A 20,576-nucleotide genomic window follows, 5' to 3' on the forward strand; every position below is an offset into this window, starting at 1 on the left:
GGCTGCCTCTAGCTCAGCAGCATTACCTGCGCCACCCGGAACTTATGCCCCAAATACCGGGATGACCAACACACTTCAAGCCCCGGCAGGAACATATATTCCAGTAGCAGGCGCATCGTCTTCTAGTGCCGAGTTATTGGCTCCAGCTGGAACTTATATTCCAGTTGCAGGCGCTTCTTCTTCTACGGCTGCCATACTGACTCCTGCAGGAACTTATATTCCAGCTGCAGGCGCTGCATCTTCAACGGCTGCTGTACCAACGATAGCTGGAACTTACATCCCAGTTGCAGGCGCTTCATCCTCTACAGCTGCTATTCCGGCTCCAGCTGGAACATACATTCCAACCCCTGGGGCTGCCTCTAGCTCAGCAGCATTACCTGCGCCACCCGGAACTTATGCCCCAAATACCGGGATGACCAACACACTTCAAGCCCCGGCAGGAACATATATTCCAGTAGCAGGCGCATCGTCTTCTAGTGCTGGAATACTGGCTCCTGCAGGAACTTATATTCCTGTATCGGGCGCATCATCTTCTAGTGTTGAGGTATTAGCTCCTGCAGGAACATATATACCAGTTGCAGGCGCTTCTTCTTCTACAGCTGCCATACTGGCTCCAGTTGGAACATACATTCCAACCCCTGGAGCTGCCTCTAGCTCAGCAGCATTACCTGCGCCACCCGGAACTTATGCCCCAAATACCGGGATGACCAGCGCCTTTCTGGCCCCAGCAGGAACATATATACCAGTTGCCGGCGCTTCTTCTTCTACAGCTGCCATACTGGCTCCTGCAGGAACTTATATTCCTGTATCGGGCGCATCATCTTCTAGTGTTGAGGTATTAGCTCCTGCAGGAACTTATATTCCTGTATCGGGCGCATCATCTTCTAGCGCCGGAATACTTGCACCAGCGGGAACGTATATTCCAGTAACAGGTGCTTCATCAAGTACGGCAGCGCTACCTGCGCCAGTAGGCTCGTATGTGCCAGCGCCTGGAGCGTCTGCGGCTACCCTAGCTCCTCTTGGTTATTACGTTGCTACATCGGGAGCGACTGCGGCGACTGCTGCTAGTCCAGGAACGTTTGTTCCAACTATAGGGGCTAGTCTTGCGACGCTTGCAACTCCGGGTAGTTACGTTCCGGGAACTGGTGCGGCCGCTGCTATTGCAGCATCTTCAGGCTATTACGCGCCAATAGCAGGGGCGATTAACCAGATTCCGGCGGGTGGTATTGCTGCGCCAATGACCACAGCCCTCCAATCCAATAACTTACTAACCAATCTTGCTTACGAACTCATAGACTCGGATCAAGCAAGCCAAGTAAAGCTAGCAGTAAGTTATCAAAATGCAAACGTCAATCAAATTGGAATTAATACTGGATCATTACATTCAACGATCTCTGGCCTAAGCGCAGCAACAGACGCCGATACAGATTATTTTGGCAAGATAGGTATAGTTGCAGGTCTAACCCGAAATTCCATGAACGGAGGTAGTGAAGTCAGCAATAGCGGCACAAGCTACCAGGTTGGAATCTTTAAATCAGGTAATTGGGATCAAGCAAAATACTCCGTCATGGCCGTTAGTGGAGGCTCCCAAAATAAATTACAAAGAAATGTAACCGCCGGCTATAACCTCAATGGCGCAATTCTTAGCAATTCAGAATCGCTAACAAGTAACCCGAATGTTTTATGGAATGGTCTACAGGGTAAAGTAAGTTATCCATTTTTAGTAGTAAATACACCAATAAGTGTATTTACTCAACTTGGCGTGCTTGCATTTAAGTCCTCGGCATTTAATGAAACTGGTACAGCCACTAATTCTGGGGCGGCGAGTCAATCGATCGCTGGCCTCAATGTTGGAAGCGTTAACTACACCTCCCTACCCCTAGCCATGGGTATTGCATACGACATCCTCCCAAAAGCTCCAGAGAAAAAATCAGCCCCATTAACACTTTCAGTTGGGGTGGTTGGAAACCTTACATCTAAGCAGAACTTAACAGCAACATCTCAAAATATAGCAAGCTATAGTTTTGATATGCCAATTACTCAAACTGGGGTTACAGCTGGATTAGTCAGACTTAAATTGAATGAGGTAGAAATTGGCGGAGGATTTAAAGCTGTAGGAGTGCTTGAAGGGTTCTCTGGTAATAGCGGATACAACGCTTTTCAAGCGAATCTCATCTTAATAAAGCCCTTATAAGTAGTTTGATTACAACTACACAAGCTCTCAACTAATATTGGTCCTCTGTGTACCCCGCCTTTCGGCAGGATGCATTATTACTAACGGCATTACAAAGTAATATCCGGCTCTTGCCTCACGCAATCTACGTAATACTCACTGCGCCCATCAACATCGGTTTTCACCAGGCCATGAATATCGGTCTCAAAACCAGGGAACTTCTCGTTGAAGTCTCTCGCAAAATAGAGATAGTCGACAATCCGTTTGTTGAAGCGCTCACCAGGAATTAATAGCGGGATACCTGGAGGGTAAGGTGTTACCAACATGGCTGTTACACGGCCATCCAACCGGTCAAGGGGAACACGATCCACTTCCTTGTGCGCCATCTTTGCCCAAGCCTCAGAAGGCATCATGGCTGGCTCCATATCGGAGGTATACATCTCAGTAGTCATACGTGCCACATCACGACTCTTATAAAACTCATGAATCTGCTGGCAGATATCCTTAAGGCCAACGCGCTCGTAACGTGGATGCTTGGCGACAAACTCTGGCAAGACTTTCCATAGCGGTGCGTTCTTGTCAAAATGATCTTTGAACTGTTGCAATTCAGTTACAAGCGTATTCCAACGGCCTTTAGTAATGCCAATGGTGAACATGATGAAGAAGGAGTACAGACCGCATTTCTCAACGATCACCCCATGCTCAGCAAGGTACTTGGTCACGATGCTGGCCGGGATACCCATAGAACCGAAATTACCTTCGATATCCAAACCAGGTGTAACTACTGTCGCCTTAATTGGGTCGAGCATATTGAAGTCTTGAGCCAACTTACCAAAGTCGTGCCAAGCAGCAGATGGCTCCAAGATCCAATCCGAACGCTCGCCAATACCCTCTTCAGCCAAATGATCTGGGCCCCAAACCTTAAACCACCAGTCAGCCCCAAACTTATCATCTACTTCACGCATCGCACGACGGAAGTCCATTGCCTCAGCAATAGACTCTTCAACTAGGGTTGTACCGCCAGGTGACTCCATCATGGCTGCTGAAACGTCACATGAAGCGATGATGGCGTACTGAGGACTAGTAGAGGTATGCATCAAATAGGCTTCATTGAAGCAATCCCGGTCGAGCTTAGTATCTTCTGCATCCTGCACCAATACTTGTGAAGCCTGGGATAGGCCAGCCAACAACTTATGGGTTGACTGGGTAGCAAACATCAAACTCTTCTTGGTACGCTTACGATCCGAACCAATCGCATGCATGTCTTTATAGAAAGGATGGAAGGCAGCATGTGGCAACCAAGCTTCATCAAAATGCAATGAATCTACTTTGCCATCCAACATCTCTTTAATCATTTCGACGTTGTACACGATACCGTCATAAGTGCTTTGAGTCAGCGTCATGACGCGTGGCACTACGTTCTTATCCTTAATGAACGGATTGGCATCAATTTTCTTTTTGATGTTTTTCCACTCAAACTCTTCTTTTGGGATTGGTCCAATAATGCCCAAGTGATTTCGGGTCGGCATTAAGAAAATCGGGATCGCGCCCATCATAGTAATGGAATGAATCACGGACTTATGACAGTTACGGTCAACCAAGACAACGTCGCCAGGAGCAACTGTGGAGTGCCAAACAATCTTATTGGAAGTAGAGGTGCCGTTAGTGACGAAGAACAAATGGTCGGCATTAAAGATGCGTGCAGCATTGCGCTCGCTCTGCAACACTGGCCCAGTATGGTCCAGGAGTTGACCTAACTCTTCAACAGCATTGCAAACGTCGGCACGAAGCATATTCTCACCAAAGAACTGATGGAACATACGCCCTACTGGGCTCTTTAAGAAAGCAACGCCACCAGAGTGACCTGGGCAATGCCAAGAGTAAGAGCCCTCAGAGGCGTAATTAGTTAAGGCGCGGAAGAATGGAGGAGCCAAAGAATCCAAATACACCTTAGCTTCACGAATAATGTGACGGGCTACAAATTCTGGAGTGTCTTCATTCATATGAATGAAGCCATGCAACTCGCGCAAGATGTCATTTGGCATATGACGCGATGTACGAGTCTCGCCATATAAGAAGATCGGAATATCTTCGTTACGCTTACGCACTTCAGTAATAAAGGCACGCAAGTTATTTAATGCTGGAAGATCATTATCTTCAGAATCAGAGTCAAACTCTTCATCATCAATTGAGACGATGAACGAGGATGCGCGAGAAGCTTGCTGAGCAAACGAAGTCAGGTCACCATAGCTTGTTAAGCCAATAACCTCCATACCTTCATTCTCGATCGCCTCGGCGAGGTCACGAATTCCCGAACCCGAAATATTTTCGGAGCGGAAGTCTTCATCAATAATGATGATTGGAAAACGAAATTTCATAAAAACTCCCCTACTAATTTATCCGAGACATTCGGAACCCACTTCTCAAAGTTGGCTAAATCAATGATCCGGCTGCCGTCTGGCGAAACCGTGACTATATCGACAAAAGTCGCATTTTGCTGCACATCTCTTGGTAAGTAAACATGGCGAGCGTAGACTTGGTTGGCCAAGCTCTCGTGATAACCCGTAAAGGTAATTAAAAGATGCCAATTTCCATTCAATTCCGCTTTACCCAAGAAATCTTTTAGAGGGCTTACCTCATCCACGCTATGCATCGCCGTCCAGGTCATAGAAAAGACCGGGCTCTCAGAACGGTGCAGCTGTAGCTCGACTGATCGACGATAGCGCTCGCCTTCACTAGTCATGCTTTCTGCGATTAGCCATAGTCGTAGCTGGGCCTCCACAATATGAGAGCTACGATCATTGGCTACTCGAAACTTTAACGTTTTGATGCCGTCATGATTACCAACCACAGCTACTTTAGAGAAACGTATGCCTGCGGTGGGTCTAGTAAAACGCGCAAAAGCCAAACCAGTAGTCAAGGCCGAATAGACGATTCCGAAGAATGCTTCAAAAGTTACAATTGCATTTGGCCAACTTCCAACAGGCGTCATACGACCATACCCAATAGTTGCCATCGTTTGAACGCTGAAGAAAAAGACATCTAGCAAAGAGCCTGGTCGTGCATTGGTAATGGCGCCATCTCCACATGCCATATAAGCAAAAGCAAATAAAAGGTTGGTGCCAAGATATACAAAAACAACTAGCAACATAAAGCTAGTCCAGGTGGTACCTAGCAGCCAATGGTAGAAGTTATTCTCTGGGCGCGCCATTTCTGAGCGCGAGAGTGTGGCGCGATATTCCTCTAAATTAATCCGCGTTGGACGGCGATTAAAAAGAAATTTTCGCACTGCCGTAATGGCTTAGGTCTTAGGCAGGGTAACGCCCCGCTGACCTTGATACTTACCACCACGATCTTTATAAGATGTGCCGCAAACTTCATCACTCTCAAAGAAGAGTACTTGAGCGCAACCCTCACCCGCATAAATCTTGGCAGGTAATGGCGTAGTGTTTGAAAACTCTAAAGTGACATAACCTTCCCACTCAGGCTCAAATGGGGTGACGTTCACAATAATGCCGCAACGCGCATAAGTACTCTTACCAACGCAAACCGTTAATACGCTGCGCGGAATTTTGAAGTACTCGACCGTTCTTGCTAACGCAAATGAATTTGGAGGAATGATGCAAACATCACCTTTGAAATCAACGAAGGATTGCTCGTCAAAATTCTTCGGGTCTACGATAGTGCTATTGATATTAGTAAAGATCTTGAATTCGTCTGCACAACGAATGTCATAGCCATAGCTTGAAGTGCCGTAACTTACGATTTTATTGCCGGCGGCGTCTTGGCGAACTTGCCCAGGTTCGAATGGGCTGATCATGCCTTGCTCGCCCATGCGGCGGATCCAGTGGTCTGATTTAATAGTCATGGCCGAATTGTAAAACCTTCGCCCTCACCTGCCCACGAAATTATTGGGGTTTTTGGGTAAAAACGACCCTCTCCGGGGCGTTATAGATCTCAAAGTGTTTACCTGAGCAGCGGGAGAGGATGGTTAGGTTGGTTTTGCGGGCCAGCTCAAGACCCATCAAGGTGACTCCTGAGCGGGTCAGCAGAAAGGGGATCCCCATCTGAGCGCCCTTAATAACCATCTCCGAGGTCAAGCGACCAGTGGTAAAGAAAATCAGATCCTTACCCGGCTTATCTACCAGCCACATCAAACCCGAAATCGAGTCGACTGCATTATGGCGGCCGACATCCTCGATGAAGTGCAGTAGACGCACCCCATCCTTGCCGTCCCGCTCGTAAACCGCACAGGCATGGACTGAACCAGATTTCTTGTAAATCGAATCATGTACCCGAATGGAGTCAATCAAGGCAACTATTGCCTCTTGGGATAGTGCCGGACCTTCGGGAAGCCGAATCGCATCCATCTCTTCAATCAAGCCACCAAACATCGTGCCTTGACCACAACCAGTCGTCACTACCCGCTTGCTTGTCAGGGCGTCAATATCGACCGTACTGCGACGGGTTTTAACGGCAGCTGAATCCGTCTCCCAATCCACCTGAATACTCTCGATATCGTCAGGCGACTCTACTAGACGCTGATTGCGCAAATAACCCAACACCAAGGCCTCTGGGGCACTCCCTAAGGTCATGAGGGTGACGACTTCACGCTTGTCCAAATAAATGGTTAAGGGGCGTTCTCCTGGGATGTGGGTGGTTTTGAGGCGCCCCAGCTCATCCATGACTTCAACCTCATGCACTAGGGGCACGGAGGCACAAGACATCTGAATGGTCGGTTTTGCTGCCATAAAATACTCTCTAAGGTGGGGCTGTACTAAATTTTATCGGGGTTTAGGAAGACTCCGCGGAGCTTTACTTTAACCGCAGACTAAAATCACTGCATTAGCCAGCATAATTGAGTGCTACACCCTATTTGACCGTCTAACCTTCTTATTTAAGTCCGCATTACATGAGTAGTTCTGATCGCCGCCTTCTTGTTACCTCCGCCTTACCGTACGCTAATGGTCAGATCCATATCGGCCATTTGGTGGAGTATGTACAAACTGATATTTGGGTTCGTTTCCAAAGAATGCGCGGCCATGAAGTGCATTACGTTGGGGCCGACGATACACATGGCACCCCCATCATGTTGCGCGCTGAAAAAGAAGGCATCACGCCGAAAGAACTCATCGCCAATGTCTGGAAAGAACATAAGCGTGACTTTGATAACTTTCTCATTTCGTTTGATAACTACTACACGACAGATAGTCCTGAGAATGAGAAGCTGGCCCAAAGTATTTATCTCAAGCTGCGTGATGCAGGGCTGATTGAAAAGCGTGCGATTGAGCAAGCTTACGATCCCGTTAAAGAAATGTTCTTACCGGATCGTTTTATCAAAGGCGAGTGTCCGAAGTGCGGCGCTAAAGATCAATATGGAGATAACTGTGAAAAATGTGGTGCAACGTATGCGCCAACGGATCTGAAGAATCCTTTTTCAGTTGTCAGCGGTGCAACACCGATTAAAAAGATTTCGGATCACTATTTCTTTAAGTTATCAGATCCTCGTTGTGAAGAGTTTTTACGCGACTGGACTCAAGTCAAAACACCTTTGCAGCCTGAGGCTCGCAATAAGATGAAAGAATGGGTTGGTCAGCCAGGAGAAAGCAAGCTGGGCGACTGGGATATCTCCCGCGACGCCCCGTATTTCGGGTTCGAGATCCCTGATGCTCCAGGCAAATACTTCTATGTATGGCTTGACGCTCCGATTGGTTATTACGCCAGCTTCCTCAACTATTGCCAATCTAAAGGCCTTAATTTTGATGAATGGGTTCAGCCAGACACCACGACCGAGCAATACCACTTCATTGGTAAAGATATTTTGTATTTCCATACATTGTTCTGGCCCGCGACCTTAAAGTTTGCCGGGTATCGCACACCAACCAATGTATTTGCGCATGGCTTCTTAACCGTTGATGGCGAGAAGATGAGTAAATCACGGGGGACACTCATCTCCGCAAACAGTGTGATCGAGTGTGGATTTAATCCAGAGTGGTTCCGTTATTACTTTGCCACTAAGCTCAACGACAGCATGGAAGATTTAGATTTAAATCTTCAAGACTTTGTTGCGCGTGTTAATAGCGACTTACTCGGTAAGTACATCAATATTGCAAGCCGCAGTGCTGGCTTCTTGGTAAAGCGATTTGGTGGCGTGGTTTCAGATGAAGCGATGAGCAATCCCCTCCTCAAAGAAATTGCATCATCAAGCGACAAAATCGCAGAACTCTATGAGGGGCGTGAATTCGCAAAAGCATTGCGTACTGTTATGGAGCTCGCCGATAAGGTAAATGGTTTTGTAGATGAGAACAAGCCATGGGAAATTGCCAAAGATCCAGAACGCGAAGCTGATTTACAAAGAGTCTGCAGCATTACCCTGGAAGCATTCCGGATGCTCAGCCTCTACCTCAAGCCCGTCATTCCTCAGGTGGCAACTGGAGTAGAAGAGTTTTTATCTCTCCCATCCCTTTCCTGGTCAGACATCAATACGCCTCTTTCCAGCAAAAACCCAGTTAAGCCTTACAAGCACCTCATGACCCGCGTGGAAGCCCCTCAAATTGAGGCTTTGCTAGCTGCAAACTTGTAAAAAGCCCCCTAAAAAGCACCTATAATGGCGTTTGTAGTCCCTAGATAACTTTTCGAATTAATTTCATAAGTTATTGTATTTATTGAGTATTTTAGGAAATACCATGGCAAGATATCAATCTGAAATCACCCAGTTCTTAACTGAACTCAAATCCGAGCATCCAAACCTCGAGGCAGAGCAGCAAGCTGGTCGCGCCCTCCTTTGGGATAAAGAGCCATTGAGCGTTGAAGACCAACGCCGCGCAAAAGCTGCAAAACTTAAGCAACGCGCCTACGTGTACTCGAATGACTGAGCCTAGCGCACAGCCGATGTCCGATTTGCTAGACAGCACTCCATCGGTAACCGATGGCATGTCGGCTGCTTTCGCCAAGCTTTATGGCGAACCACTATTTAAGCTTCCTACTGATCTTTATATTCCACCAGATGCACTCGAAGTTTTTCTAGAGGCATTTGAAGGCCCGTTAGATCTATTGCTTTACCTCATTCGCAAACAGAACTTCAATGTTCTCGATATTCCAATGGCGCAGGTTACTCAACAGTACTTGAGCTATGTCGATCAAATCCGCCATCACAATTTAGAACTTGCTGCTGAATACCTACTCATGGCCGCAATGTTGATTGAAATTAAATCACGCATGCTCCTGCCAATGAAGAAGGCAGACAGCGAAGAAGAAGTAGAAGATCCACGCGCAGAATTAGTGCGTCGTCTCTTGGAATACGAACGCATGAAGCTTGCTGCCCAAGAGCTCGATCAAATTCCACAGCAAGGTCGCGACTTTCAGGTGGCGCATGGCTATGTGGACACTACAGTTGCCATTGCTTGGCCAGACGTCAATGTAGAAGATTTACAAATGGCATGGCGTGATGTTTTGCACCGCGCCAAACTCACTCAGCACCACACTATTACTCGCGAAGAATTATCAGTGCGTGACTTTATGACGCGCATCTTGCGTCGCCTACAAAGCACTAAATTTGTAGAGTTCAGTGAGTTATTTGAAGAGGCAATTAACTCTGGTAAAGGCATACCCGTAGTCATCGTGAACTTCATTGCTATGCTTGAGCTCTCACGCGAAGCCTTAGTTGAAATTACTCAAGCGGAGCCCTATGCGCCGATTTATGTGCGTCTGGCGTATACCCCTGTTGCATGAAAATCATTAGCGACATACAAGAGTTACGTGACCACTTAAGAGGTCAAAACCGCGCTTCATTTGTACCAACGATGGGTAACCTCCATGAGGGTCATCTCTCATTGATGCGCCTGGCAAGACAACATGGTGATCCAGTGGTAGCCAGTATCTTTGTTAACCGCCTCCAGTTTGGACCTAACGAGGACTTTGATAGCTACCCTCGCACCATGCAGGCAGACATCGACAAGCTGGAAAAAGAAGGTGTGTATATCCTATTTGCACCTACCGAACGAGATCTCTATCCACAGCCTCAAGAATATCGAGTTGATCCGCCACAACAGTTAGGCGACATCCTCGAAGGTGAATTCCGCCCTGGCTTCTTTAAAGGGGTTTGCACAGTTGTTCTTAAACTTTTTTCTTGTGTGCAGCCCAAGGTTGCTGTGTTTGGTAAAAAAGACTACCAACAACTGATGATCATCCGTCAGATGGCTAAGCAATTTGCTTTGCCAGTAGAAATCATTCCTGGTGAAACTATTCGCTCAGAAGATGGCCTAGCCCTCTCCTCACGCAATGGCTATCTCTCAGTTGAAGAACGTGCTGAAGCACCCGAGTTAATGAAGGCACTCAAAGAAGCACGTGAGCGCGTCCTCCAGCTGAAAGATCGAAATAGCCAATCTATCTCTGAGATCGAAAAGACTGCGGTTGCCTCCTTAGCGAAACGTGGTTGGCATCCTGATTACATCGCTATTCGTCAACAGAGTGATTTAGCGCCAGCATCGAATGAACAATTACAGGCTGGTGAGCCTCTCGTCATCCTGACGGCGGCTAAGCTTGGCAAAACACGCTTGATTGATAATCTAGAGATCTAGCACCAGAATCTCCCGAGACCTACTCGTCCCAAGGAAACCTTTGACGAGATAACTCTTCCATCATTTCACGCTTACTGGGCCCACCCCTTCTTGGATTGTGGGCCTTAGGATCAGCAGCAGATTCATGATTAATGACTTCTTCTTGCTCTTTTTTTACATCTTCCGCCGGGGAAGATGGCGCTTGAGGATTTACTTCGGTCATAGCTTGATTTAGTGGGCACTCAAGAATCAGATCTATAGAACAAAGAACTGGCCTACCTCTAGACTTAACTCTTTTGCCAATTCAGCACCAGTAACCTTACCCGCCGCTCCTTTAGCCTTGAGGACTTCGATCTGTCCGCCATGGCAGGCAACAAAGAATGAATCAAGCGTTATCTGAGTGACTTCGCCAGGCTTGCCTTTGACAGCGCCAAATGTTGCGACAACATGCTTATGGCAATCATAAATCTGCACTTTTTGTTCGCCAAACTTTGTCCAGGCACCCGGCGCTGGATTGCATGCACGAATCAAGTTATAAATTTGGCTGATGTGAGTTGCCCAATGAATCTGTGCCACATTGGTATCAAACCAACCTTCATAATTAGCCTGGGATTCATCTTGAACAACTTCTTGATGCTTACCGGCAACTACTAAGTCAGCTGCTTCAAGGAGAGCTTTAACGCCAACCGGGAATAAGTGATCGAAGTAGATCTTGCCTAAGGTGTCATTAGGTCCTATGGCTACTTCTTTTTGCAAAATCACTTCGCCTTCATCTAAACCATCAGATGGACGGAAGATGGTTAAACCAGTCTTCTCCTCACCTAATGCGATCGCCCAATTAATAGCGCTCGGGCCACGATACTTTGGAAGGAGCGATGGGTGATATTGAATGGTTCCGTGTTTAGGAATCTTACAGAGCTCTTGTGGCACGAACTGAAGCACATAAGCCATTACGCAAATATCTGCATTGGCATCAATCATTGCTTGAGCAGCTTCAGGGCCCTTCAAAGAAGAAAACTGCAAGGGAGTTAAGCCCCTTGCCAGTGCAGCCTCTTTTAAGACTTCGGGTTTGCTTGATTTAGGATTGTCAGGTGGGCAGAAAACAGCGACCACTTCATCGCCGCGATCTAAAAAAGCATCTAAAGCTGCTTTACCAAAATCCGCACTCCCAATTAAAGCAACCCGCATCTTAGATCACCTTATCGTGACGTAATGCAATTAGCTCATCAGTTGAGTAGCCCAACTCGCTAAGGATCTCGTCAGTATGTTCACCTAACAATGGTGATCGAGTCACATCTGTTGGGCTATCAGACATCTTGATTGGGTTACCAACAGTGAGGTACTTTCCACGAATTGGGTGATCCACTTCAACCACGGTACCTGTAGCGCGCAGTGCGGGCTCTTCAGCAATTTCTTTCATGGACAAAATTGGGCCGCATGGAACGTCGTATTTATTCAATATATCCATCACCTCAAACTTTGTCTTGGTCATGGTCCATTTTTCGATCTCACCGAAAATTTCCATCAAGTGCGGTAAGCGTGCCATTGGTGATGCAAAACGCACATCGGTAATCCAATCTTCATGGCCAATGACTTTGCAAATCGCCTCCCAAACTGGAGCCTGTACCACCACATATATATATGAGTTAGGGTCTGTCTCCCAACCTTTACATTTCACAATCCAACCAGGCTGACCACCACCAGAGGCATTACCGGCACGAGGTACGGAGTCCCCAAACTCGCCGTTCGGGAACTGTGGGTACTCTTGCATCAAGCCATTACGCTCCAAGCGTTGTTGATCGCGTAACTTCACGCGGCACAAGTTCAAAACAGCGTCTTGCATTGCTGCCAATACCTTCTGACCACGGCCAGAGTGAGTACGTTGGTAGAGCGCTGTGACGATACCTAAAGCCAAATGCAAACCTGTTCCACTGTCGCCGATTTGAGCGCCAGTCACCATTGGAGGACCATTATCAAAACCAGTTGTAGAAGCGGATCCGCCAGCACATTGCGCTACGTTCTCATACACTTTGCAATCTTCGTATGGACCAGGACCGAAGCCTTTTACAGAAGCCATGATCATCATTGGATTGAGTTCTTGAATACGTTCCCAGGAAAATCCCATGCGATCGAGCGCGCCTGGTGCAAAGTTTTCCACCAATACGTCACACTCTTTAATGAGACGCTCCAGAATTTCTTTACCCTTCTGGGTTTTGGTGTTCACCGTAATAGAACGCTTGTTATGGTTCAACATTGTGAAATACAAGCTATCTGCATCAGGAATATCACGCAATTGACCGCGGGTGGCATCGCCCTCACCTGATTTTTCTACCTTGATGACGTCTGCGCCAAACCAAGCTAACAACTGCGTACAAGTCGGCCCAGATTGAACGTGCGTAAAGTCGAGGATTTTGACCCCTTCTAGTGCTTTTGCCATGATTTAAGTCCTAATAAGAATGAAATTTTGAATTAAGGCAATTTTACCAGTGGGAAATAGGGAAAATTCAGGCCTGCCCGTTTTTTGGGCATGAATTCCATCTAAACCTGTAATTACTCTTGTTAAGGCCTATATGAGTCTATATCTGGGGGTTTTCAAGATCAGAGAGGCGTTTTTTAAGAGCTCTTTCCTCGGCAAAACGCTCGCTTTCATCTCGAATGATGGCAACTACCCCGTTGGCCTTCCCGGCAGCATCAAAAAGCATTCCAACACTAAAGGCAATCGATAAAGTGCTGCCATCCTTATGCTTAGCTGGCACTTTCAATAAGGAGGCACCGTAACGGGTTGTGCCAGTCTCCATTGAATGGCTATAGCCTTCGTTGTGTCTCTGGCGTTGACGTTCAGGAACAATAAGGTCCAAAGTATTTCCTAAGGCCTCTTCTTCGGAATATCCAAAGATGCGAGTAGCAGCTGGATTCCAGAGCACAATCTTTTCATGAGCATCAGCAACAATAATCGCATCGCCTACGCACTCTACTAGCTGGTGTAAATCAACATTGGTATTCATATCATCAGTCTATAGAGTTTTGAAGAAATAAAAAAGGCGCTCACTAAGAGCGCCTTCAAATTAATGCCAGTGTTACTTGTTATTAAACTGCTTTAGCTGTGTGCAACTTAGCGATGTCATCAGCGCTATAGCCAAGGTCAGCCAATACTTCGTCAGTGTGCTCACCCAATACTGGTGATGGACCAACTTCGATTTCCAAATCAGAGAACTTGATTGGGCTACCGATAGTCAAATACTTACCACGTACTTTGTGGTCGACTTCAACGATAGAACCGCTCTTACGCAAGTCTGGTGAAGCAGCCAATTCTTTCATGGAGAGAACTGGAGCACATGGAATATCGAACTTGCGGAGGATGTCCACAGCTTCGTACTTAGTCTTGTCTTTGAGCCAGTCTTCGATAGTTGCGAAGATGTCAAAAATCTTGTCTTGACGAGCTTCAGCAGTCATGTACGCTGGATCAGTTGCCCACTCTGGTTTGCCCAAAGCTTTAGTAATTGGCTCCCAAGCGTGACCTTGAATAGTGAAGTAGATGTATGCGTTTGGATCTGTTTCCCAACCCTTACACTTCAATACCCAACCTGGCTGACCGCCACCACCAGCGTTACCGCCACGTGGAACTACATCAGTGAATGAACCGTGTGGGTACTGTGGGTACTCTTCCAAGTAACCAATTTTGTCCAAACGTTGTTGATCGCGCAATTTCACACGGCACAAGTTCAATACAGCGTCTTGCATTGAGCAAGATACTTTTTGACCTTTGCCAGTTTTTTGACGCTGCATCAAAGCAGTCAAAATACCAATTGCCAAATGCATACCAGTATTGGAGTCGCCCAAAGCAGCAGCAGAAACTGTAGGAGGACCATCCCAGAAACCAGTTGTGGAAGCAGCACCACCAGCACACTGAGCAACGTTCTCATACACTTTTAAGTCTTCGTATGAGTGGCCATCGCTAAAACCTTTAACAGAAGCCATGATCATTTTTGGGTTCAATTCTTGAATACGCTTCCAAGAGAATCCCATGCGATCTAAAGCGCCTGGACCAAAGTTCTCAACCATAACGTCAGAAGTTTTGATCATCTTCTCTAAAACTTCTTTACCTTCTTGAGTCTTAGTATCCAAAGTCAAAGAACGCTTGTTACCGTTCAACATAGTGAAGTACAGAGCATCTGCACCTGGAATATCGCGCAATTGGCTACGAGTTACGTCACCAGAACCTGGACGCTCAACTTTGATTACGTCAGCGCCATACCAAGCCAACAACTGAGTACATGCAGGACCTGCTTGTACGTGTGTGAAGTCAATAATGCGAATACCGTCTAATGGTTTAGTCATGTGTGTTTCTCCTTAAGTCTTTCTTGTTTGCTTCTAAATTTGTCTTGAATTACTTCTTAGCAGCTGCTGTAGATGGGTTTAAGTTCGTTAAACGTCCACTCTCAGTACCTGCTGTTTCATCAATAACAGCATTGATGAGGGCTGGTTTACCGGCAGCAATCGCTTCTGTTAACGCTGCTTCTAATTCTGCTGGAGTAGTTACGTAGTAACCAACACCACCAAACGCTTCAATCATTTTGTCGTAACGAGCATCTTTAACGAATACTGTTGGAGCAACATCAGCACCGCCAGTTGGATTTACGTCAGTACCGCGATACACACCGTTGTTATTGAAAATAACAGTTGTGATTGGCAAGTTATAACGGCAAACTGTTTCCAATTCCATACCGCTAAAACCAAATGCGCTATCGCCTTCTACGGCAACTGTTGGCAAGCCACTAGTTACGGAAGCACCAATCGCATAACCCATGCCGATACCCATAATGCCCCAAGTACCAGAGTCAAAACGCTTACGTGGCTTATACATATCCACAATTGCGCGGCAATAGTCGAGTGTGTTTGCGCCTTCGTTAACCAAGTTCACATCTGGGTTCTTCTTGATCACATCACGAATCACACGCAACGCGCCATGGAAGTTCATTGGGTTTGCTTCTTTAGCCAATGTCTCTGCCATCTTGGCTAAGTTCTTATCCTTCTTCTCGGTGATCGCAGCAATCCACTCAGCACTTGGCTTAGGAACAGCAGAGATACCCTTCAAGAGTTCACCAACGCATGAACCAATATCACCAATCAATGGAGCAGCGATTTGTACGTTGCTATCCACTTCGTTTGCTTGAATATCGATTTGGATAAATTTCTTAGGCTCTTTGCCCCAAGTTTTACCTTTACCGTGCGCCAACAACCAGTTCAAACGCGCACCAACCAATAACACTGCATCAGCTTCAGCCAATACAAATGAGCGCGCTGCAGAAGCAGACTGCGGGTGATTGTCTGGCAACAAACCTTTAGCCATAGACATGGGCAAGTAAGGGATGCCTGATTTTTCAACCAAATCACGAATCTCTTTATCAGCTTGAGCATAAGCAGCGCCTTTGCCCAAGAGAATCAATGGACGCTTAGCACCCTTCAACACATCTAAAGCACGAGCAACTGCATCCGCTGCTGGGATTTGACGTGGAACTGGATCGATTACTTTGAAGATGGATTTCTTAGCTTCGTCAGCAGGCATAGTTTGCGCAAGCAACTGAGCTGGCAAGTCCAAATACACGCCGCCTGGACGACCAGAAACTGCTGCACGGATTGCGCGAGCAAAACCAATGCCGATATCTTCAATGTGATTAATACGATAAGCTGCTTTGCAATATGGCTTAGCAGCGTTGAGCTGGTCCATCTCTTCGTAGTCACCCTGTTGCAAGTCAACGATTTCACGCTCACTTGAACCGGAGATCAAAATCATTGGGAAGCAGTTCACAGTAGCGTTTGCTAATGCTGTTAAACCGTTCAAGAAGCCCGGAGCAGAAACTGTCATGCAGATACCTGGCTTTTGCGTCATGTAACCAGCAATAGCGGCAGCATTACCTGCGTGTTGTTCGTGACGGAAGCCGATAAAACGCAAACCTTCTGCTTGCGCTAAACGACATAAGTCAGTAATTGGAATACCAACGAGACCGAAAATCGTATCGAGATCGTTTGCTTTCAAAGCGTCAATGACGAGATGAAAGCCATCGGTTAATTGTGTGTTTTGATTATCTGTTGTCATAGAAATTTATATAAAAATTGCGGGTCGGCTCTGGTAGAGCTAATGCAATTTAGCTTTCGCTAACGTCTCCAATGTAGTTATAAATCGCATAACGGGTTTTGTATCCCGCTTAGGCTGATCTGAATATTAGGCTTGGGGAGGGGGTTCATCATTGACTTCGGTCAATTTCCCCCTAAATCCTGTAATTACGGGCGGTTTTGGCCCCTAAACAAAGAGCTCTTTATGCTTCGTTTTGAGGCGACTTAAAGTCTCTGGGGAGAGGTTCAAGTAGGCTGCCAACTCTTTTTTAGGAAGCAGCTCAAACAAATCCTCATATTTACGCAAGAAACGCTCTACCCGGCCCGGGGCATCCAACATATGCAGAGTAATAGTGTGCGCCATGATTTCGCTCATCAGGCGCATCACCTCAAATTCAAAGCTCTCTTTAAGGGGCTTGTGCTCCTCAAGGAATTCAGCCCACTTCTTCAGAGGCATGCGAGCCACGCGAGCCTTAGTGACGCAGGCAATACTGTATGGGGCTGCCGTTTTCAGGCGCCAAGCGGCATAGCTAGTTTCAATATCTTTTTCAATGGCAAACCGCAAAATCATCTCTTTTGCATCTGCACTGGAAACAATCCGCTTGAGGATGCCATCTAGAACAAAGTACTGCTCCATCTGATGGTCCCCCTGGTGAAGCAATATTTCAGATTTCTTTAGATCGGAAATCTCTAAATGGCGCTCTAAATCAGCCATTGCAGCTGGATCCAAGCTTTTTAAGACCGAGTTTTGACTCAACTGCAGGCGAATCAGGTTTTTTTCGGGGTGCTTATCTAATGCGGTCATAAATCCTTGTTCCTAGACCGTCTATTGTAGGCTTTTTTACCCTTCAAAGCCCTTATCCCCTGCTTAGAGTGGTGCGAATCCGCTAGAATGGAGGGGTCGTGGTGCTTTATTGCAGTGCAATAAAGTTAAACGGGAAACACTAAACGTGTGCTGCCCCCGCAACGGTAGGTAAATGCGTCCTTTTTAGCTTTTCTGGGACGTCAGGAATCTGACAAAGCCACTGTGCGCGTCAATCGCATGGGAAGGCCAGATTCTGATATTTACTAGCCCGGATACCGGCCAAGACAGGTGGAATTTTGCGGACGGGGACCTTCGCGCGCCGATGAATGCGTTCGATCCTACGATCTGATGCCACATTGACGCCTGAACTCCTGCACGGGAAATTCTGTTCGACCCAGCTAACGGGGAAGTTAGCTAGGCAATCGATAGCAGAAAGTGAATCATGAAGCAGCAGTCCAGCAAGACAAAGGTCGCCTTTATATTGGGCACCCTCATCAGCATGAATGTCGTTGCACAAAACAACGCACCATTTGTTTTGGCAAGCACAAACAATTCCGTTAATCCCATCATCGTCACCGCAACGCGAACACCAACCAAAGCCAGTGATGTATTGGCTGACAATGTTTATATCGGACCAGAAGAAATTGAACAGGCCGGACAGACTAGCTTAGTTGAATTACTTCAACGCCAAAAAGGTGTCACGATTTCTAGTTATGGGACGGGGGGCTCCAATGCTAGTGTTTTCTTAAGAGGCACTACTAACAATCAGACGCTCGTATTAGTCGATGGAGTTCGCATTGATGATGCTATTAATGGTGGCACTAACTGGTCGGTGATTCCCCTCACTATCATCGACCATATTGAAATCGTATTCGGACCCCAAAGCAGTCTCTATGGATCGGATGCCATCGGCGGTGTAGTACAAATCTTTACTAAAAAAGGAGATGGTCCTGCCAAGGTAGGCGCCTCTTTTGGATATGGCAGCTACGGCACCAGCATTAGTGAAGTCAGCATTAACGGATCTACGCAAGGCGATCAAAAAATTCGTTACTCGCTCGCAGCCAGTCAAACTCTTTCTATGGGCTTTAATACCGTTGCCCCAAACAATAAGGACGGTCTGACTGCTTCAGGCAGAACGGGTTACGTGCAAGACAGTATTACAGGCAAGCTTTCACAAGAATGGAGCAAAGGACAAGAGCTTGGATTGCAATTTCTTAATAGCCGCCTCAATAATCAGCTGCCGCAGTACGACCCACAAGAGTTTTTATATCAACAAATCCAAAATCAAGTTTCTCAATTAGGAACTTATTCTCTGTACTCTAAAAATCAGGTGATGGAAAACTGGCGCAGCCTTTTGCAAGTCTCGGCGCAAACAGGAACGGCATTAACACATGCTCCGAACACTCCAGATAACCCTGCATATGACAGCACTCTGAATCAAAGACAAAATACCTACACTTGGCAAAATGATTTCGCCATTGGTTCCGATATTTTGCAAGTATTGGCAGAACGTAAAACCCAAAAGGTATCGAGCTATCAGCTTGACTACAACAACGGTGACTTCAATAACCCGACGGCGCCCTATCCATTTCTAGGCTTTAGTCAAACCCGTAACACCAATTCAGGTGCGATTGCCTATCAACTCAAAAGAGAGGCGCACATAGCCAACTTCTCATTGCGCAATGACAGCATCACTGGATACGGACCACAAACTACAGGCGCAGCGGCTTATGGTTATTTCTTTACCAAAGAGTGGCGCGCAAATATTAACTACGGTACCGGCTTTAGAGCGCCCACATTTAATGACCTCTACTACCCTGGATATGGGAATACAGCGATTCTTCCTGAGAAAAGCAAGAACACAGAGGCGGGACTGCATTTTGAAAAACCAGGTCTCGATGGACATGTCGTGGTCTTTAGTAACTCTATCTCAAACTTGATTCAAGTAAGCAATTCAGATACTTGCCCAGTAGGGACTGGTATTTTTGGCTGCGCATCCAATGTTGCCAGCGCCAAAATTACCGGGGGTACTTTAAGCGGGTCTACTCAAATTGCTTCGCTCAACCTAAAGGGCTCTTTCACACAGCAAAACCCAGTAAATGAAAGCAGCAATAGCACCCTGATTAAACAAGCCAAGCAGTATGGCAATTTAGCCGCTGAATACCTTTACCTTAAGTTAACTGGCGGTGTTGGTGCGACTTTTTCCGGGCGAAGAGATGATTTTCAGGGTGCGAACACCGGTATGGGCGGCTACACCATCTTTAATCTCTATGCTAATTACGATTTAGAAAAAGACCTTAGCGTATTTGCACGCTGGAATAATGCCTTAAATAAGACCTACCAATTAAGCTATGGCTATAACACCCCGGGCTCAAACCTATTTGTAGGCCTACGTTACGCCATGAAATAAGCTCTTTTTTCGGACTACAATGCCAGTATGAATGAGTACCAACCTCTTTCCTCTGGCAACCTCGCCTCAAATATGGATACGCTATGCGCATCCATTAATCGCGTGGCCGAGAAAATTCAGGCAATCTCTCAAGCGGTACAAAAACTGAATCAAAATAATGTGCAACTTGAGGGCAAAATTGATGATGCTCACAAACGTGTTCAACGCATTTTGAGTCGCCTGCCGGAACAAAGTGATGGTCGCCAGCTCAATCTACTTGGCGAAGTAGTTCCACCCAATAATTCAGAGGATGATAATGAGCCAACAACGCATTGAAGTCAGTCTCGCTGGCCAAAAAATCACCTTAGCAACCAGTGCTGAGCACGAACCATTATTACGTGCAGCATGTGTCTTGGTGGATGAACAGATTCAACTTGCTATCAGCGGCGGTAATCGCAGCATTGAACGTGCCAGCATGATGGCGGCACTCAAAATTGCTGGCGACCTTATTACCCTGCAAAAAAATCAATCGCAGCA

Annotated in this window: 17 protein-coding genes, 2 pseudogenes and 1 riboswitch; of the genes and pseudogenes, 8 read left to right on the forward strand and 11 right to left on the reverse strand. The window is 46.6% G+C overall.

Annotated elements, in window-relative coordinates:
- Positions 1 to 2,194 (forward strand): annotated as a pseudogene (locus ICN20_RS00920) (hypothetical protein); the annotation flags it as partial.
- Positions 2,195 to 2,283: 89 nt separating this feature from the next.
- Here the strand turns inward: ICN20_RS00920 and ICN20_RS00925 are convergent.
- From ICN20_RS00925 to ICN20_RS00940, 4 genes are read right to left on the reverse strand one after another with little or no spacing between them, the layout of a single operon-like run.
- Complete coding sequence (locus ICN20_RS00925; protein WP_216237571.1) at positions 2,284 to 4,551, reverse strand: arginine/lysine/ornithine decarboxylase; 2,268 nt, start codon at positions 4,549 to 4,551, stop codon at positions 2,284 to 2,286.
- Complete coding sequence (locus tag ICN20_RS00930; RefSeq protein WP_216237573.1) at positions 4,548 to 5,462, reverse strand: ion channel; 915 nt, start codon at positions 5,460 to 5,462, stop codon at positions 4,548 to 4,550. Before ICN20_RS00930 ends, ICN20_RS00925 begins: the two co-directional genes overlap by 4 nt.
- A 12-nt stretch (positions 5,463 to 5,474) precedes the next feature.
- A complete protein-coding gene (gene dcd, locus ICN20_RS00935) occupies positions 5,475 to 6,041 on the reverse strand; it encodes a dCTP deaminase (RefSeq protein WP_071464932.1) in 567 nt (188 codons plus the stop codon).
- Between the two features lie 40 nt (positions 6,042 to 6,081).
- Positions 6,082 to 6,924, reverse strand: coding sequence for a formate dehydrogenase accessory sulfurtransferase FdhD (locus ICN20_RS00940; protein WP_216237576.1), 843 nt, complete (start codon positions 6,922 to 6,924; stop codon positions 6,082 to 6,084).
- Positions 6,925 to 7,085: 161 nt separating this feature from the next.
- On the opposite strand from ICN20_RS00940, the gene metG reads away from it, so the two are divergent.
- From metG to panC, 4 genes are all read left to right on the forward strand, one after another.
- Complete coding sequence (metG, locus tag ICN20_RS00945; RefSeq protein ID WP_216237580.1) at positions 7,086 to 8,756, forward strand: methionine--tRNA ligase; 1,671 nt, start codon at positions 7,086 to 7,088, stop codon at positions 8,754 to 8,756.
- 103 nt (positions 8,757 to 8,859) lie between these two features.
- Positions 8,860 to 9,048 (forward strand): DUF3460 family protein, encoded by a 189-nt coding sequence (locus ICN20_RS00950; RefSeq protein WP_216237582.1) that lies wholly within the window; start codon positions 8,860 to 8,862, stop codon positions 9,046 to 9,048.
- Positions 9,041 to 9,904, forward strand: coding sequence for a ScpA family protein (locus tag ICN20_RS00955; RefSeq protein ID WP_216233293.1), 864 nt, complete (start codon positions 9,041 to 9,043; stop codon positions 9,902 to 9,904). Before ICN20_RS00950 ends, ICN20_RS00955 begins: the two co-directional genes overlap by 8 nt.
- Positions 9,901 to 10,752 carry a pantoate--beta-alanine ligase gene (panC, locus tag ICN20_RS00960; protein ID WP_216237585.1) on the forward strand — a complete coding sequence of 284 codons (852 nt, stop codon included), beginning with the start codon at positions 9,901 to 9,903 and terminating at the stop codon, positions 10,750 to 10,752. The genes ICN20_RS00955 and panC overlap by 4 nt, the downstream gene beginning before the upstream one ends.
- Positions 10,753 to 10,771: 19 nt before the next feature.
- Here panC and ICN20_RS00965 read toward each other — a convergent pair whose 3' ends face one another.
- The 7 genes from ICN20_RS00965 to ICN20_RS00995 all read right to left on the reverse strand — a co-directional run bounded on the left by ICN20_RS00965 (position 10,772) and on the right by ICN20_RS00995 (position 17,650).
- Complete coding sequence (locus ICN20_RS00965; RefSeq protein WP_216237587.1) at positions 10,772 to 10,954, reverse strand: hypothetical protein; 183 nt, start codon at positions 10,952 to 10,954, stop codon at positions 10,772 to 10,774.
- A 32-nt stretch (positions 10,955 to 10,986) separates the two neighbouring features.
- Positions 10,987 to 11,919 (reverse strand): methionyl-tRNA formyltransferase, encoded by a 933-nt coding sequence (locus ICN20_RS00970; protein ID WP_216237589.1) that lies wholly within the window; start codon positions 11,917 to 11,919, stop codon positions 10,987 to 10,989.
- Position 11,920: 1 nt separating this feature from the next.
- Positions 11,921 to 13,168, reverse strand: coding sequence for a formyl-CoA transferase (gene frc, locus ICN20_RS00975; RefSeq protein ID WP_216237591.1), 1,248 nt, complete (start codon positions 13,166 to 13,168; stop codon positions 11,921 to 11,923).
- Between the two features lie 139 nt (positions 13,169 to 13,307).
- Positions 13,308 to 13,736, reverse strand: a complete 429-nt coding sequence (locus ICN20_RS00980; protein ID WP_216237602.1) for a PAS domain S-box protein — start codon at positions 13,734 to 13,736, stop codon at positions 13,308 to 13,310.
- A gap of 82 nt (positions 13,737 to 13,818) precedes the next feature.
- On the reverse strand, positions 13,819 to 15,069 hold the full coding sequence (gene frc / locus ICN20_RS00985; protein ID WP_215391251.1) for a formyl-CoA transferase: 1,251 nt from the start codon (positions 15,067 to 15,069) through the stop codon (positions 13,819 to 13,821).
- Between the two features lie 49 nt (positions 15,070 to 15,118).
- A complete protein-coding gene (gene oxc, locus ICN20_RS00990) occupies positions 15,119 to 16,828 on the reverse strand; it encodes an oxalyl-CoA decarboxylase (RefSeq protein ID WP_216237605.1) in 1,710 nt (569 codons plus the stop codon).
- 204 nt (positions 16,829 to 17,032) lie between these two features.
- On the reverse strand, positions 17,033 to 17,650 hold the full coding sequence (locus ICN20_RS00995; protein WP_216237609.1) for a Crp/Fnr family transcriptional regulator: 618 nt from the start codon (positions 17,648 to 17,650) through the stop codon (positions 17,033 to 17,035).
- Between the two features lie 82 nt (positions 17,651 to 17,732).
- Positions 17,733 to 17,949, forward strand: a riboswitch (cobalamin riboswitch).
- Between the two features lie 143 nt (positions 17,950 to 18,092).
- On the opposite strand from ICN20_RS00995, the gene ICN20_RS01000 reads away from it, so the two are divergent.
- The 3 genes and pseudogenes from ICN20_RS01000 to ICN20_RS10330 all read left to right on the forward strand — a co-directional run.
- A complete protein-coding gene (locus ICN20_RS01000) occupies positions 18,093 to 20,060 on the forward strand; it encodes a TonB-dependent receptor domain-containing protein (protein ID WP_216237610.1) in 1,968 nt (655 codons plus the stop codon).
- 27 nt (positions 20,061 to 20,087) lie between these two features.
- Positions 20,088 to 20,375, forward strand: coding sequence for a hypothetical protein (locus ICN20_RS01005; protein WP_216237613.1), 288 nt, complete (start codon positions 20,088 to 20,090; stop codon positions 20,373 to 20,375).
- Positions 20,356 to 20,571 (forward strand): annotated as a pseudogene (locus ICN20_RS10330) (cell division protein ZapA); the annotation flags it as partial. The gene ICN20_RS01005 and the pseudogene ICN20_RS10330, both read left to right, overlap by 20 nt.
- Positions 20,572 to 20,576: the final 5 nt, after the last annotated feature.

Origin of the sequence: Polynucleobacter sp. JS-Polo-80-F4 (assembly GCF_018881965.1) — a bacterium.
GTDB lineage: Bacteria > Pseudomonadota > Gammaproteobacteria > Burkholderiales > Burkholderiaceae > Polynucleobacter.

Excerpts from the sequence above, each read along its gene's own strand:
- ICN20_RS00925 (WP_216237571.1), bottom strand. The coding sequence starts at position 4,551 with ATGAAATTTCGTTTTCCAATCATCATTATTGATGAAGACTTCCGCTCC.
- dcd (WP_071464932.1), bottom strand. The coding sequence starts at position 6,041 with ATGACTATTAAATCAGACCACTGGATCCGCCGCATGGGCGAGCAAGGC.
- ICN20_RS00940 (WP_216237576.1), bottom strand. The coding sequence starts at position 6,924 with ATGGCAGCAAAACCGACCATTCAGATGTCTTGTGCCTCCGTGCCCCTA.
- metG (WP_216237580.1), top strand. The coding sequence starts at position 7,086 with ATGAGTAGTTCTGATCGCCGCCTTCTTGTTACCTCCGCCTTACCGTAC.
- ICN20_RS00950 (WP_216237582.1), top strand. The coding sequence starts at position 8,860 with ATGGCAAGATATCAATCTGAAATCACCCAGTTCTTAACTGAACTCAAA.
- ICN20_RS00955 (WP_216233293.1), top strand. The coding sequence starts at position 9,041 with ATGACTGAGCCTAGCGCACAGCCGATGTCCGATTTGCTAGACAGCACT.
- panC (WP_216237585.1), top strand. The coding sequence starts at position 9,901 with ATGAAAATCATTAGCGACATACAAGAGTTACGTGACCACTTAAGAGGT.
- ICN20_RS00965 (WP_216237587.1), bottom strand. The coding sequence starts at position 10,954 with ATGACCGAAGTAAATCCTCAAGCGCCATCTTCCCCGGCGGAAGATGTA.
- ICN20_RS00970 (WP_216237589.1), bottom strand. The coding sequence starts at position 11,919 with ATGCGGGTTGCTTTAATTGGGAGTGCGGATTTTGGTAAAGCAGCTTTA.
- frc (WP_216237591.1), bottom strand. The coding sequence starts at position 13,168 with ATGGCAAAAGCACTAGAAGGGGTCAAAATCCTCGACTTTACGCACGTT.
- ICN20_RS00980 (WP_216237602.1), bottom strand. The coding sequence starts at position 13,736 with ATGAATACCAATGTTGATTTACACCAGCTAGTAGAGTGCGTAGGCGAT.
- frc (WP_215391251.1), bottom strand. The coding sequence starts at position 15,069 with ATGACTAAACCATTAGACGGTATTCGCATTATTGACTTCACACACGTA.
- oxc (WP_216237605.1), bottom strand. The coding sequence starts at position 16,828 with ATGACAACAGATAATCAAAACACACAATTAACCGATGGCTTTCATCTC.
- ICN20_RS00995 (WP_216237609.1), bottom strand. The coding sequence starts at position 17,650 with ATGACCGCATTAGATAAGCACCCCGAAAAAAACCTGATTCGCCTGCAG.
- ICN20_RS01000 (WP_216237610.1), top strand. The coding sequence starts at position 18,093 with ATGAAGCAGCAGTCCAGCAAGACAAAGGTCGCCTTTATATTGGGCACC.
- ICN20_RS01005 (WP_216237613.1), top strand. The coding sequence starts at position 20,088 with ATGAATGAGTACCAACCTCTTTCCTCTGGCAACCTCGCCTCAAATATG.